The organism is Nocardioides alcanivorans, from assembly GCF_021555175.1.
GTDB lineage: Bacteria > Actinomycetota > Actinomycetes > Propionibacteriales > Nocardioidaceae > Nocardioides > Nocardioides alcanivorans.
The window spans coordinates 53,751-66,987 of record NZ_JAKGRW010000012.1; the positions used below are offsets into that span (position 1 = coordinate 53,751).

A 13,237-nucleotide genomic window follows, 5' to 3' on the forward strand; every position below is an offset into this window, starting at 1 on the left:
GAGGTTCTCGACGACCTCGTCGTCGAACTCCTGGAAGGAACCCCCGACTCCTGCACGGTCCGGACCGCGGCCAGGGTGTTCTCCCAGGCGCCCTCGAAGTTGGCCTGCAGCAACACGTCCAACCGGTCGTAGAGCAGCTGCTGCGCGGCAAGCGGGAGCTCGTTCCAGCGCGCCAGGCTGATCGCGATGGTGCCTCCGGGCGAGTTGAAGCCGTGCTCGGCATCGAAGCCGACCTGGGGCGCCGCATCGATGAAGCCGCCCAGCGCGGCCCCGGTCACGGTGCTGAACGCGCAGTCGACGACGCCACGCTGCAAGCCCTCGTACATCTCCGCGTAGGTGATGGAGCTGGGATTCATCCCCAGCGCCTCGGCCTCCTTCTTCTGCACCCTGCTCTGGGAAGCGACGCCGCGGCCCCTGAGAGCCGCCTTGGAGGTGCCCGGCTCGGTGCAGTAGGGCATGTAGGCGCCGGAGCCGAATGCAGGGAGCAGCAGCTTGATCCCGTGCTCCTCGAACTCGCGATCCGCGTCCTCGAGTGCCGCAGCCATCTCGAACATGATCCCGTGCCACTGCAGCATCCAGTCCACCGGCAACTGGCTGCCGAGGTGGCTGAGGTCATTGATCGCGGTGGACGCCGGGAACTCGTCAGGCGTCAACGACGGCATCACCGAGCCGACGTCGAGACGTCCGTCGGCGAGTGCCGTGTAGACCTCGTCCGGGGGTGCCGCACCGTTGGAGTAGACGAAGTCGAAGGTGATCTTGCCGTCGGACCACTCCTCGACGGCGGCTGCGTAGTCCTCGAACCGCCGCCCGGTCGCGGATCCCTTGGGTCCGGTCGACTGAATCACGAACTCCACCGCGTCCATGTCCTCGAGCGCCTCGACGTACTCCGCCTTGGTGGCGCCGTACTCGACACTCACCCCACCGGCGTTGGTCTCTCCGGACGGGCCGTCGGAGCAACCGGCGAGCACCGCCAGGCCGAGCACGCCGACAGCGGCGGTGAGTCGGGTGCGGATGCTGGGTCTGACCACGGGACAACCTCCGTTATTCGGGACGATGGTAATAATCCTTATCAGTGATATGTACCACAGTCAACGCCCGGTCCCTCGGCTGAGCGAAGGTCCGGGCCGACGGTTCACAGGGTGATCACCGCGCGGCCGAGCACGGAACCGCGCTCCAGGCGGGCGTAGGCAGCGGCCGCGCCGTCGAGCGAGTGTTCCTCCACCTCGACTCGGAGCAGGCCGGCCCGAGCCCGCTCCACCAGAGCCGCCAGCTCGTCGCGTGTTCCCCAGAAGGGCAGGTCGGTACGGGTGCCCAACGGCAGCGCATGCATGCCCACCGGCAACCGGTCGGCGCTGACCCCGACCACCGAGATCACCCCGTTCCGGGCGACGATCCCCGCCGCCAGGTCGAGCGTCGTACGCACGGCGACCAGGTCCAGCACCACGTCACAGCCTCGCCCCGAGGTCAGCTCGCGCACGGCCGCCGCGGCCTCCGGCCCTCCGTCCAGCACGTGATCGGCGCCGAGAGTCTGAGCGAAGGCACGCTTGTCGGCCACCCGGTCGACCGCCACCGTCGTCGCACCGGCCAGGTTCGCCATCTGAACGGCGAGGTGACCGAGGCCGCCGACCCCCACCACCGCCACGACCACCTCGCTGCGCGGCCGATCGCACAACGCGAAGGCGCGTTCCAACGCATGATGGGCCGTCAGACCGGCATCGCTGAGAGCCGCGGCCTGGGCTGGAGCGAGGCCGTCCGCGGCCAGCAGGTGGTGGGCATCCACGCCCACGTACTCCGCCAGGGCTCCGTCGCTGCCCAGGCCGGGCGGGAACTCGGTGGCCGGCTCCGTGCAGTAGTTCTCGGCCCCCGACGAGCACCGTCGACATCGGCCACACCCCGGGGCCCATAGCCGACCACCCGGTCACCGGCACGAAGACCCACGACCCCCGTCCCGACCTCCACGACCGTGCCCGCCAACTCGTGTCCGAGGACCAAGGGCAACGCGAACGGATGGAGGTCCGGCGGCCGGGCGGCCAACGTGAGGTCGGAGTGGCAGAGCCCGGCAGCGGACGTCTGCACGACCACCCGGCCCGGGCCAGCCACGGGATCCGCGACGTCGGCGAGTCCCCAACCGTCATGGTGCAGGACGAATGCCTTCACCGCGCGCACCGGTCAGTGCCGCCACGCGGTCTCACGACCCCTCCTCTGCTGGCGGACTCGCGAGCAGGCTTCCGCCCCGTCGGAGCCGCGCAGCGACCGCCTGCTCCCGAAGGACCCGCTCCCGGCCGGCGTCGATCACGTCGCGCCATCGCCCGCGCGGGACCACCACCACGCCGTCGTCGTCGCCGACGATGACATCGCCCTCGCGAACCGCTTGCCCGAAGGCGGCCACCGGTACCCCCATTGCCCCGTCCCCGTCCGGGTTGCCCATCCCCGGAGAGATGTGCCGGTAGTAGCAGGGCAGCCCCGTGCTTCGAAGCTCCGCCACGTCACGGATGCCGCCGTCCACCACGACACCGCAGGCTCCGGCACGGACCAGAGCGGTGTTCGAGAGACCGCCGTGGACACTCACGCTTCCTGCGCCACCGGTGTCGATGACCAGAACCTCACCGCTCACCGTCGCGTCGACGGCCCGGCAGAACCATGACGCATTCCCCTGGAGGGCCACCACCGTCCTGGCATAGCCGACCATGGTTCGCCCCGGATGCAGCCAGTGACCGCCGTGCATCGCTCCCAGCCGCGCCATGGCGTCCGTGATCACCGACGTGCCGAGCTCCAGGAGAGGACGCAGCTCCTCGGGTCCGCGCGTCGCGGGGTCATGGACGAATCGATCAGCTCCCATGCCTGCCGGTCCCACGGACCAGACGGGTGTGGGCGAGCCAGTCGCGTGCCTTGTCGGCATGAGCCAGGTCAACGTGTTGGCCACGGAAGCGAACGGCGCCGTCGCCCCGAGCAACGGCTGCGTCGACGGTCGTGACCAGTTCCTCGTAGTAGGCGACCTCCTCGTCGGAGGGTGTGAAGACCTCGTTGATCACAGGCACATGGCTCGGATGAATCGCGATCATGCCGCGGAAGCCCAACTGCAGTCCGTAATCCGCGAACTGGCGGAGGCCGTCGAGGTCACCGAGGTCCTCCCAGAGCGCTGTCAGTGCATGCAGGCCGTACTGTCGGCAGGCGAGCAGGATCCGACTGCGCAGGTAGAGGGTCTCCGACCCCTCCCGCGACTGGCGGAAACCCACCGCGCGGGCGATGTCGGCGTGCTCGGAGGTCGGGCCGATCATCGCTCCCACCCGCGGTGAGGCGCCCGCGATCTCGAAGCAGTTCGTGATCGCGTCCACCATCTCGACCGGCACGATCATCTCCAGGTCGCGGGCGCCGTTGCGCGCCTCGAACCAGTCGATGAGCGTCTCCCAGCGCAGGACGTCGGTCGCATCCTTGATCTTGGGAGCGAACAGGCCGTCCAACTCCGGGCAGACCACCGCCTCCAGATCCGCTCCCGCCTGCTTGGTCTCCAGTGCGTTGGGACGCACGAAGAGCCCGATCCCCGGATGCTGTGCACGGAGGCGAGCCAAGGTCTCGCGGGCCGTCGTGCGGGCCTCTGCCTTCAGTGCCTGTGGCACCGAGTCCTCGAGGTCGACCACGACGCAGTCCGCGCCACTGGCGATCGCCTTGTCGGCCCACGCGGGCTTGTGGGCGGGAACGAACAAGATGGTGCGGTAGGGATGCACGGCGTCTCCTCTTGCCAGAATTCCGTCAGACTCGAACTTCACGATCGTGGGTGTCGGGCGTGACGCCCAGGGCCCGGAGCTTCGCCTTCTGCACGCGCTGCGAGGGCGTCTTGGGGAGGTCGTCCACGAACCGCAGGTAGCGCGGAACCGCGAAGGACGGGATCCGGCTGTCGCAGTGTGCCCACAGCTCTTCCGCCGTGGGTACGGGCGCACCAGAACCGGTGATGACGTAGGCCATCACCTCGTCCTCGCCGGCCTCACTGGATGCCGGCACCGCGATGACGGCGCACTCGACCACGGCCGGATGGGCCAGGATCGAGGTCTCGATCTCGTAGGAGCTGATGTTCTCCCCGCGCCGCCGGAGCGCGTCCTTGAAGCGGTCGACGAAGTAGAACCAGCCCTCCTCGTCCTGACGGAGCGCGTCACCCGTGTGGAACCACAGGTTGCGCCAGGCCTCAACGGTCTTGTCCGGCATGTTGAAGTAGCCCTCGGAGCAGATGAACGGCACCTTGGGGCGCACCACCAGCTCGCCGATCTCGCCAACCTCGACCTCCTCATCGGTGGCGGGGTCGACCAACCGCACGTCGAACCACTCGTCCGCAGCCAAGCCCGCCGCACCCGCCGGCCGGTCCTCTCCGTAGGGACTGATGATGGGGGCCGATGTCTCGGTCAGGCCGAAGACCTCGACGAACGCCTCGATGCCATAACGCTCCTTCATCGGCTGCACCAGGCTCGCCGCAGTCGGTGCGGCGAAGACCACCCGTAGCGGGTTGTCAGCATCGTCGTCGCGTCGTTCCTGCTTCCAGATGAAGTCCATCATCACGCCGATGAAGTTGGTGACGCTCACCCGGCTCTCGCGGATCTGGTCCACCCAACGACTTGCCGAGAAGCGGCTGCGCGTGACGAACCGCGCACCCGCGACCAGCGTCGGGTAGGCAGCCATGAACTGAGCGTTGCCGTGGAAGAGCGGCGTGACCGACATCCAGGCGTCCGCCGGGGTGAGCCGAACCAGTGAGACGCACTCGTCGGCGAAGAAGTACATCTGGGCGTGTGGCATCGCCACACCCTTGCTGGGTCCTGTGGTGCCCGATGTGAAGAGCACCGAGGCCAGGTCCTGCGGCTTGACCTCAGGAAGAGCCAGCGTGCCCTCGACGATCTCCGCGCTCGTCGCCTGTTCGTCCAGCTCCTCGAACGGCGCCGCGTCCCAGCCGGCCTCCCTGAGGGTCGCCAACGCCTCGTTGCGCGAGCCGGTGTCGATGACCCAGAACTTGCGGATCGACTTGGCCGCCTCGGCGATGGCGACGAAACGGGCGGCGTACACGTCGTCTACGACGGCGAAGGTCGCCTCCACCGTGCTGACCTGATGGGCCAGGAAGTCGTGTTCGTATGCGGTGTTGATCGGGACCTCGACCAGACCCGCCACGGCTGTACCGACCCAGGTCCGAACGAAGGCCGAGGAATTCTGGGCGACCAGTGCCACCCGGTCGCCGGGCTCGGCACCGTGGGAGAGGAGGCTGCGCCCGACCCTCTCCGCGGCGGCCAAGGTCTCGGCGAAGGTCCAGGTACGCCCCTCCTCCGGGCAGTCGAGCCAGACGGCGTCGGGACGCTCGGCCGCGTGGTGTCGCAGCACCGTGGGCAACGCCCACTGGGAACGGTCGGCGAAGGTGGGGGTCAGGTCGCGGTAGTGGCGGCGGGTCACGGGTCGTCCTCAGTTCTCTTGCTGCCGGGCAGGGCACCTGCTTGCGGCGGGGTCAGGCTTGCGCCCTCGCGCGTGTTCGCAGGCACTGCACGCTCGTCGTCACCAATCTATGGTGTTGATGATCAGCAATCTACGGTAGGATCGACGTCACATCAAGAGAGAGGTGCGAATCGATGCGAGCTGCGGTGCTCAACGGCTTCGACGAACAGCCCGTGATCGGGGACATCGACCTCGGGGACATCCTCCCCCAGGAGGTCAGGATCCGGACCGCGGCCACCGGCGTCTGCCACTCCGACCGCTTCGGGCAGACCGGCGGCAACCCACACTTGGAGCTTCCCGCAGTCCTCGGCCACGAAGCCGCAGGTGAGGTGCTGGAAGTCGGCTCGGCGGTCACCGCGGTGCAGCCCGGCGACCATGTGGTGGTCGCGCCCGCCGGATCCTGCGGCACCTGCACCTGGTGCAGCCAGGGCCATCCGCAGCACTGCACGAACCTGATGCGGGTGCGAGCGCCCGGACTCGGCTCCCGATTGGTCCGCGATGGCGCCCCGGTGACTCAGTACGTCGGCATCGGCAGCTTCGCGGAGGAGATGCTCGTCCGGGCCTCCAGCGTTGCGCGCGTCCCGGACGAGATGCCCCTCGACAAGGCAGCCCTCCTCGGCTGCGCGGTGATCACCGGCCTCGGTGCGGTGCGGCACTCGGCCGCAGTCCGGTTCGGTCAGTCGGTGGCCGTGATCGGCTGCGGAGGCGTCGGCCTGAGTGCCATCCAGGGTGCGGTGCTCAGCGGAGCGTCGCGTGTCATCGCGATCGACCGGATGCCCGAGAAGCTCACCCTGGCAGCATCGTTCGGCGCAACGGACGTCGTCGACGCCTCCGCCGCCGATCCGGTGCAGGCCGTCCTCGAGCTGACTGGCGGAGTCGACCACGTCATTGAGGTGGTCGGCCTGCCGACCACCATCGAGCAGGCCTTCGCGATGCTGGGCACGCGCGGGACCGCCACGGTGGTCGGCTTGGGCCGTCCCGGAGACACCGCAGCCCTCCCGACCACGGCCTTCCTGGGCGAGAAGCGAATCCAGGGCTCCCGGCTCGGTGGCACCCAGCTGCGGGTCGACGTACCGCTGTATGCGCAGATGTATCTCGCCGGCCGGCTGGAGCTCGACCCACTCCTGGGCCAGACCATCGGGCTCGATTCCGTCGGTGACGCCTTGGACGAGCTCCATCACGCGACCGCCGCGCGCACGGTGGTCACCTTCTGAGTCGCTCGGGCTGACCTCGCTCGCGCGTCAGTCGGAGAGGGACCGCCCCAGTCTCTCGACCGCGTCCAGATAGTCCTCGGCCATCTCACGCACCACCTCACGGACCGGGCGCGAGGCGTTCATCAGGCCCACGCCCTGACCGACGAAGTACGTCGCGAGATCCTGGGCTCCGGCGTTGCCGGCCTCTGCCAACTTGTCGACGCGCGCCAACGCTCGGCGGGCCAGGACGCTCTGCAGCGGCATCGGCAGGGCCTCCGGGCCGGCAGGCGCATCCCAGGCTTCGGTCCAGTCCGAGCGCAACTGCCGGCATGGCTTCCCAGTGCGGCTGCGGGAGCGCACCGTGTCGCGGGACGTCGCAGCCAGCAGCTTGCGCACCGTGTGCGGAGCCGTCTCCGCCTCCTCCGTGGTCAGCCACACCGAGCCGGTCCACGCACCGGCCGCGCCGAGGGTCACGACAGCAGCCATCTGACGACCGGTCACGATGCCGCCGGCGGCCAGCACGGGCACGTCCCGAATCGGCCGGATCGCCTCGACGACCTCCGGCACGAGCACCAACGTCGAGACCTCTCCGACGTGGCCGCCCGCCTCCGCGCCCTGGGCGATGAGGAGGTCCACCCCTGCATGCACCTGCTTCACCGCATGCTCCTTGGCGCCGACGAGCGCGGCGACCGGGACGCCCTCGGCCTTCGCCCGGTCGATCATGAACGGCGGCGGCACCCCAAGGGCATTGGCGATCAACCGGATCGGGTGGCGGAACGCGACGTCGAGCAGGGCCTCCCCGTCGCTGCGTCCGGCACCCGATCGAGGACGAAGAGCTCCTCGGGGTCGGCAGGCACACCGTGCTCGGCGAGCAGCCCACGGACGAACTCCTTGTGGGCCTCAGGAACGCGCTGGGCCAGCTCCTCACGCGAAGCAGCCTCCCCCGCGCCCACCAACTTGTGGGGCACGACGATGTCGACGCCATAGGGACGACCGTTGACCTGCGCATCGATCCATGCCAGCTCGTGCTCCAGCTCCTCCGGCGTGTGGCTGGAGGCGCCGAGCACTCCGAAGCCGCCGGCATTGGTCACCGCGGCGACGACGTCGCGGCAGTGGCTGAACGCGAACAGCGGGAGGTCGATCCCGAACCGTTCACAGATGTCGCTGACCTCGGTGGGCATCGCCCCACTCCCTCATGTGCCCCTCGGGGCACGGTCTTGTTCGCAGGGATCAGCTGAGGCCTGCCACCGGAAGGTGCTCGCTTCCCTCGGGCTGCACGAAGCCGACCGTGACAGCTGCACCTTCCACGAGCCGGCTCGGGTCCACTTCGGGCAACCACAGCGAGAGCCATGGGCCCTCCTCGAGCTCGACGATCCCGATGACGACGTCCGGGGTGGTCACCTCGTCCCTGGTCCGGCCGGGCTTGATCGTCCAGCTCACCAACGTTCCTCGGCCGGACGACTCACGCCATTCGAGGTCATCGGCCTGCGTGACCGAGCAGAAGCGCGCTGCGGGCTCGGACCACTCACCGCTGCTCGGCGAGAAGCGCAACAGCAGTCTGCCGGCCGAGGTGCCGTCGAAGAACGGCGCGGAGAAGTCGTCACGGACCACGGGTGCCAGTGCCATCGCACTCACCGTCCCTTCGAGTGCGGGCTGAGGATCAGGGTGGAGTGGAAGTCGAGCACGCCGCCGTTGCCACTGACCATCTGCAGGTCGTGCTTCTCGACCTGACGCTCGCCGGCTTGGCCGCGAGCCTGGATGATCGCCTCCGAGAGTGGCGTCATGCCCCACATGTAGTAGGAGGAGAGCTCCCCGCCACCGGTGTTGGTGGGGTGGGACCCTCCGGGTGCGATCGCGCCGCTGGCCACGAACTCACCGCCCTCACCCTTGGCGCAGAAGCCGTAGTCCTCCAGGGTGATCAGCGTGGTGTAGGTGAAGCAGTCATAGATCTGGCGGATGTCGATCTCGTCAACGCCCACTCCTGCCATCTTCAACGCCTCCGGGCCGGACTGTGCTGCCCCGCTGACCAGACCGAACTCACTGTCGCGGCGGTTGGTGTAGCCGGGATGCGCCTGCCCCCAGCCCCAGACGTGGACCGGCGGCTGCTTCAACGAAGCGGCGCGCTCGGCGCTGGTGACCACGACCGCCACCGCGCCATTGCTGACCAGGCAGCAGTCGAGGAGGCGCAGTGGGTCCGCGATCATTCGCGAGGACTGGTGGTCCTCAAGGGTCATCGCATCGCGCATCTGGGCGTGGGGGTTCATCCTGGCCCACTCGCGGGCTGCAACCGCCACCGCTCCGAACTGCTCGGAGGTGGTGCCATAGGCATTCATGTGGCGGCGCGCACCGACGGCGTACCGCTCCGGTGCCGCCTTGAGCCCGGCAGCGAAGGGCAACGAACCAACGCCGACCATGGCCCGGGCCTGCCCCGGGTAGGCGGCCCCGGCACGCTTGCCTTCCTTCAGGGGTGCATCGGCATAGACACACACCACGACATCGGCCATGCCCGACTCGATCGCCATCGACGCGTACTGCACCATCTGCCCGGCCGAGGAGCCGAAGCCCTGGATGGTCGCGAGCACGCGGGTGTTCTGCATGCCCAACGTCGACTGCAGTCGCATGTCGGTGTCATTCTTGATGCCGGGGTTCACGTAGAGGCCGTCGACGTCGGAGAGCCTGAGGCCCGCGTCGGCAACGGCACTGGTGATGGCCTCGACGGCGAAGTCCGTGGCCGACCGGCCGTAGACCTTCCCCATCTCGGTGATCCCGAGACCGACGATCGCGGTCCGGGGGACTCGATGCTCATGCGTTCTCCTCGTTGTGCGACATCTCGACGGGCAACAGCACCTCGACGGTGCCGGGCCCGACCGTGGTGCCGTTCGGACCCTCACAGCGAACAGCGATCTCGACCACACCAACAGGACCGCTGGGTCCCTGCTCAATGCGGGAGGTGGTCACCTCGCCGAGCACCCGCATCGTGGTGCCGACGAAGTTGAACGACCGCATCCGGAACCCGCGAATGGCCCGAATCCGCCCGGTGCTGCCACACCAGTCCCTGACCAGGCGCTCCCACGAGCTCATCAGGAACGAGGTGTTGGCGTACATCTCCTCAGCCCCGGTGGAACGTGCGTACTCGGTGTTGTGATGGATCGAGTTGAAGTCGCGGTTGCTGCCCGCGGCCATCACCAGCCGATAGACGGTCAGCGGCAGCACGACCTCGGGCAGCTGCTCGCCGACGACGACCTCCTCGAACCGCCGGCCGGTCAGGACAGTGCTCACCGTGCGGCCTCCTTCTTCGGGTGCGGAACATAGGCGTAGGTGCCGATCCGGATGCGGCCCACCACCTCGGGCTCGGCGTCGGCGACGCCTGCGGGGCGCGAGACGATCTCGCTCTCCCAGGTCATGAAGGCACCGCGACCGACGCCGGTCTCCTTGGGCTTGCAAGCAACCAGGCGCTTGCCCCGGCGGCCGAGGTGCTCGCCGGCCGTCACCTCGCGGTCGAAGTCGAGTTCGATGTCGGTGCCGAAGAAACCGGTCGTCTTCGGTCCGACCCCGAGGTCGGTGTTGTTGATCGCGCTGTGTACCGGCTGGGCGTTGCGCTCCTCGGAGTCGAAGAGCACCTCGCCGGGCTGCCAGGCCGCCGGGATGGTCCAGGCGATCACGCCGGTGGCCGGCATGATGACGTCGTCATGTCCGGCGGCGCGTGCCGCTGCCACATCGGTGTGGAGGGCGCAGTCGAGCTCGAGCGGTTCGAGGTAGCGCCGGATCGCGCCGGGTTCCACGGGGTCACCGCCCCACGTCGTCTTCCCGTCCAGGAAGTCCCGCCCGACGGCGTCGACCACCTCCTGCCACGGCGCTGTCCAGTCCGTGCCGTTCGTGTCGGCGGCGGTCATCGCAGGATTCCTCCTTCTCGCAGCGCGTCGATCCGCGCCTCGTCGTAGCCGAGCAGGTCGCGCAGGACCGTCTCGTTGTCCTGCCCCAGCGCGGGAGCCGCTCGTCGTGGCGTGCCGGGCGTCTCGGAGAGCCGGTAGCGCGGCCCCTCGACGAAGGTCCGGCCGTGCGTGGGGTGCGGCAGCTCCACCAGGTGGCCCCGGTGGGCGAGCTGCGGCTCGTGCGGGTAGTCGTCACTGGTGACGGCCGCGTGTGCGGGGACGCCGAGGCGCTGGAGGGCCTCTTCGACCTCGCTCGCCGACCGTTCCGCGGTCCAGGCCGCGATCAGCTGCTCCAGCTCGCCCTCGATCGCACGGCGTCCCTCGGCGGTCGCCAGATCGTCCCGCTCGGCCAGATCATCGCGTCCGATCGCGCGAGCCAGCGCCTGCCACTCGGACCGGTCGCGGACGGCGATCGCGACGAATCGCTCCACGCCCTCCACGCTCCGGGCCGGGAAGACGCCGTGCGGAACTGCCTGCGGGTCGCGGTTTCCGTGCCGCTCGGCGATCGTGCCGTCGCAGCCGTAATGGGCGACCTGCGGGGAGAGGAAGAAGACGCCGGCCTCGACCTGCGCGACGTCGATGTAGGCGCCCTCGCCGGTACGGCGCCGATGCTCCAGCGCCGCGAGCAGCGTCACCAGGGCGAGTCGGGGACCGACGTAGTCGGTGTAGGGACCGAACGTCCCCATCGGCAGGCGGTCCTCGTAGCCGACGAGGTGCTGGAAGCCGCTGAGCGACGAGCCCACGTTGCCGAAGCCGGCCAGTGTCGACCAGGGTCCGTCCTGACCGGCGATCGACGTGCTGAGCATGACCAGGTCGGGCTTGTCGGCGCGCAACGTCTCGTAGTCGAGGCCCCACTTGCGCAGCTGGCCGGGAGAGAAGGACTCCACCACCACGTCGGCCCAGCCGACGAGATCACGGACGACCTCCTGGCCTTCGGAGGACTTGAGGTCGAGCGTCAGGCCGAGCTTGCCGGCGTTGCAGTTGCCGAAGAGCGCGGAGCCCTCCTTGTCCTGCTTGCCACCGTGGAAGGGCTGCATCAGTCGCGCAGTCTCGACACGCACACTGGACTCGATGCGCACCACTTCGGCGCCGAAGTCCGCCAACGCGCGCCCGACCAACGGACCGGCGACCACCCAGGAGAGGTCGAGCACCTTGAGGCCAGCGAGCGCATCGGGCCGCGTCTGCGAGGTGCCACCGTTCGACAGGGTCATCTCTCCCCCAACCACTCTTTGAAGACGATGTCGTCGTGCTCACCGATGGTGGGAGCCCGCCCACCGGCCCGAGGCCCTTCCGGTCCGATCACCTGAGCGAAACGACCCGGTATCGCCACGGGCTCCCGGACATCGGGCATGTCGACGTCGACCCAGAAGTCTCGGTGCGCCAGGTGGGGGCTCTGCGCCAGATCGGACATGTCGAAGATCGCCATGCAGAGCAGGCGCCGTCGGATCGCGGCATCGAGCACCTCCGCCTTGGTCTTGCCGAGCAGGAACGCCCGGACGGCAGCCCGAGCCTCATCCAGCTGGTCGTGGCTGAGCTCGCCGGAGACCAGCTTGTCGGGCACGAGACGCCAGTCCCAGGAGGAGATCGGCTCGTCCACCCCGCCCTCCTCGGCGATCCACGCGAAGAGGTTGTTGGTGAAGGCGCCAGCGGCCGGGCCCATCGACAGATGGAGTTCGACCATCCCGTCGCGGCAGTGCCACTTCTTGAGGCTGTTGGGCGTTGCGGCACCCGAGCCGCTCTGATCGGTCCGCCCACCCGACGGACGACCCGGTGTGGTCTGCCACTCCGGGTGGTCGTCACCCACGGCGGTCGCCAGCACCCGGGCCAACGTGGCCACGCCGATCGACGCCTGGGCCGAGACGTCAACCACCTGGCCGCGCCCGACCTGCGCCCGAGCGAGCACGGCCATCAGGGCACCGGCCGCGGCGTCGGAGGCAGCGTGCAGGTATGCCTGCGGTACGGAGATCCGCAACGGCGGCAGGTCGCCGTCCCGGTGCGGCGCCAACGGTCCTCCGGCCGCCCACACCACGAGGTCGGTGTCGGCGTACTCCGCCTTCGGGCCGTCCCAGCCGAAGGCGGAGATGATCGTGTAGACCGCCCCGGGGTTCTCGGAATGCACCGCCGCCGGATCCAGCCTGAGTGCTTCCAGCTGGGCCCGGGGCCACGAGGTGACCACGATGTCGGCCACGCCGGCGAGCGCCCGCAGTCGAGCCACGGACTCCTCGTCGGCCAGGTCGACGCTGATGCCTCGCTTCCCGGCCGCGAACGTCTCCCAGTAGAGCGAGGTGGCTCCCGCCAAAGGCGGGGCCTGGCGCCCGGTCGAGCCGCCCACCGGCTCCACCTGGACGACGTCCGCGCCCAAGTCCGCGAGCAGCCGGCCGCAGAGCAGGCCGCGCTCGTCGGTCAGGTCGAGGACCCGAAGATGCTCAAGCATCGGTCGGCGTCGCTGCTGCCAACACGGCAATCGCACCCTCCGGGCACGCGTCCGCGGCGTCCTCCGCCTGCCCGACCAGCGAGTCGGGGATGCTCCAGCACCGTCCCCGCTCCGCGACGAAGCCCTCGTCGTCGTCAGTCAACAGGTCGGGCGCCACTGCGTAGCAGCGGCCGTGACCCATGCACTTGTCGGCCTCGATCGAGATGAACATCTGC

At 69.2% G+C, this 13,237-nt stretch carries 14 protein-coding genes and 2 pseudogenes; 1 reads left to right on the forward strand and 15 read right to left on the reverse strand.

Translation table 11 applies throughout. The features are described from left to right. Positions 1-95: 95 nt before the first annotated feature. The 6 genes and pseudogenes from dctP to L1066_RS06510 all read right to left on the reverse strand — a co-directional run. Positions 96-863, reverse strand: a pseudogene (dctP, locus tag L1066_RS28445) (TRAP transporter substrate-binding protein DctP); the annotation flags it as partial. Between the two features lie 269 nt (positions 864-1,132). Continuing rightward, positions 1,133-1,780: a zinc-binding dehydrogenase gene (locus L1066_RS06490; RefSeq protein WP_235735540.1), complete on the reverse strand. Its 648-nt coding sequence runs from the start codon at positions 1,778-1,780 to the stop codon at positions 1,133-1,135. A gap of 140 nt (positions 1,781-1,920) precedes the next feature. Then, positions 1,921-2,166 (reverse strand): annotated as a pseudogene (locus L1066_RS28450) (alcohol dehydrogenase catalytic domain-containing protein); the annotation flags it as partial. Between the two features lie 22 nt (positions 2,167-2,188). Continuing rightward, entirely contained in the window at positions 2,189-2,839 is a 651-nt protein-coding gene (locus L1066_RS06500) for an RraA family protein (protein ID WP_235735542.1), read from the reverse strand. Next, a complete protein-coding gene (locus L1066_RS06505; RefSeq protein WP_235735543.1) occupies positions 2,829-3,725 on the reverse strand; it encodes an HpcH/HpaI aldolase/citrate lyase family protein in 897 nt (298 codons plus the stop codon). The genes L1066_RS06500 and L1066_RS06505 overlap by 11 nt, the downstream gene beginning before the upstream one ends. Positions 3,726-3,750: 25 nt before the next feature. Then, positions 3,751-5,424: an AMP-binding protein gene (locus L1066_RS06510; protein WP_235735544.1), complete on the reverse strand. Its 1,674-nt coding sequence runs from the start codon at positions 5,422-5,424 to the stop codon at positions 3,751-3,753. A 173-nt stretch (positions 5,425-5,597) separates the two neighbouring features. Between L1066_RS06510 and L1066_RS06515 the strand changes: the two genes are divergently transcribed. Next, complete coding sequence (locus tag L1066_RS06515; RefSeq protein ID WP_235735545.1) at positions 5,598-6,677, forward strand: Zn-dependent alcohol dehydrogenase; 1,080 nt, start codon at positions 5,598-5,600, stop codon at positions 6,675-6,677. Between the two features lie 27 nt (positions 6,678-6,704). Here L1066_RS06515 and L1066_RS26510 read toward each other — a convergent pair whose 3' ends face one another. Genes L1066_RS26510 through L1066_RS06555 form a run of 9 tightly spaced genes read right to left on the reverse strand, consistent with a single transcriptional unit; the run spans position 6,705 to position 13,233 of the window. After that, positions 6,705-7,379: an NAD(P)H-dependent flavin oxidoreductase gene (locus tag L1066_RS26510; RefSeq protein ID WP_283095309.1), complete on the reverse strand. Its 675-nt coding sequence runs from the start codon at positions 7,377-7,379 to the stop codon at positions 6,705-6,707. Between the two features lie 32 nt (positions 7,380-7,411). Continuing rightward, positions 7,412-7,837, reverse strand: coding sequence for a nitronate monooxygenase (locus L1066_RS26515; protein ID WP_283095310.1), 426 nt, complete (start codon positions 7,835-7,837; stop codon positions 7,412-7,414). A gap of 49 nt (positions 7,838-7,886) precedes the next feature. Then, positions 7,887-8,282, reverse strand: coding sequence for a Zn-ribbon domain-containing OB-fold protein (locus tag L1066_RS06525; RefSeq protein ID WP_235735546.1), 396 nt, complete (start codon positions 8,280-8,282; stop codon positions 7,887-7,889). A 5-nt stretch (positions 8,283-8,287) separates the two neighbouring features. Beyond that, positions 8,288-9,571, reverse strand: coding sequence for a thiolase C-terminal domain-containing protein (locus L1066_RS06530; protein ID WP_446499896.1), 1,284 nt, complete (start codon positions 9,569-9,571; stop codon positions 8,288-8,290). Beyond that, positions 9,459-9,935: a hotdog family protein gene (locus L1066_RS06535; protein WP_235735548.1), complete on the reverse strand. Its 477-nt coding sequence runs from the start codon at positions 9,933-9,935 to the stop codon at positions 9,459-9,461. Before L1066_RS06535 ends, L1066_RS06530 begins: the two co-directional genes overlap by 113 nt. Beyond that, positions 9,932-10,549: an FAS1-like dehydratase domain-containing protein gene (locus L1066_RS06540; RefSeq protein WP_235735549.1), complete on the reverse strand. Its 618-nt coding sequence runs from the start codon at positions 10,547-10,549 to the stop codon at positions 9,932-9,934. Before L1066_RS06540 ends, L1066_RS06535 begins: the two co-directional genes overlap by 4 nt. Beyond that, entirely contained in the window at positions 10,546-11,799 is a 1,254-nt protein-coding gene (locus L1066_RS06545; protein ID WP_235735550.1) for a CaiB/BaiF CoA transferase family protein, read from the reverse strand. Before L1066_RS06545 ends, L1066_RS06540 begins: the two co-directional genes overlap by 4 nt. Then, on the reverse strand, positions 11,796-13,022 hold the full coding sequence (locus L1066_RS06550; RefSeq protein WP_235735551.1) for a CoA transferase: 1,227 nt from the start codon (positions 13,020-13,022) through the stop codon (positions 11,796-11,798). The genes L1066_RS06545 and L1066_RS06550 overlap by 4 nt, the downstream gene beginning before the upstream one ends. Further along, positions 13,015-13,233 (reverse strand): ferredoxin, encoded by a 219-nt coding sequence (locus tag L1066_RS06555; RefSeq protein ID WP_235735552.1) that lies wholly within the window; start codon positions 13,231-13,233, stop codon positions 13,015-13,017. The genes L1066_RS06550 and L1066_RS06555 overlap by 8 nt, the downstream gene beginning before the upstream one ends. Positions 13,234-13,237: the final 4 nt, after the last annotated feature.

Coding starts and splice junctions, on each gene's coding strand:
- L1066_RS06540 (WP_235735549.1), bottom strand. CDS start 10,549: ATGACCGCCGCCGACACGAACGGCACGGACTGGACAGCGCCGTGGCAG.
- L1066_RS06500 (WP_235735542.1), bottom strand. CDS start 2,839: ATGGGAGCTGATCGATTCGTCCATGACCCCGCGACGCGCGGACCCGAG.
- L1066_RS06555 (WP_235735552.1), bottom strand. CDS start 13,233: ATGTTCATCTCGATCGAGGCCGACAAGTGCATGGGTCACGGCCGCTGC.
- L1066_RS26510 (WP_283095309.1), bottom strand. CDS start 7,379: ATGATCGACCGGGCGAAGGCCGAGGGCGTCCCGGTCGCCGCGCTCGTC.
- L1066_RS06515 (WP_235735545.1), top strand. CDS start 5,598: ATGCGAGCTGCGGTGCTCAACGGCTTCGACGAACAGCCCGTGATCGGG.
- L1066_RS06545 (WP_235735550.1), bottom strand. CDS start 11,799: ATGACCCTGTCGAACGGTGGCACCTCGCAGACGCGGCCCGATGCGCTC.
- L1066_RS06550 (WP_235735551.1), bottom strand. CDS start 13,022: ATGCTTGAGCATCTTCGGGTCCTCGACCTGACCGACGAGCGCGGCCTG.
- L1066_RS26515 (WP_283095310.1), bottom strand. CDS start 7,837: ATGCCCACCGAGGTCAGCGACATCTGTGAACGGTTCGGGATCGACCTC.
- L1066_RS06525 (WP_235735546.1), bottom strand. CDS start 8,282: ATGGCACTGGCACCCGTGGTCCGTGACGACTTCTCCGCGCCGTTCTTC.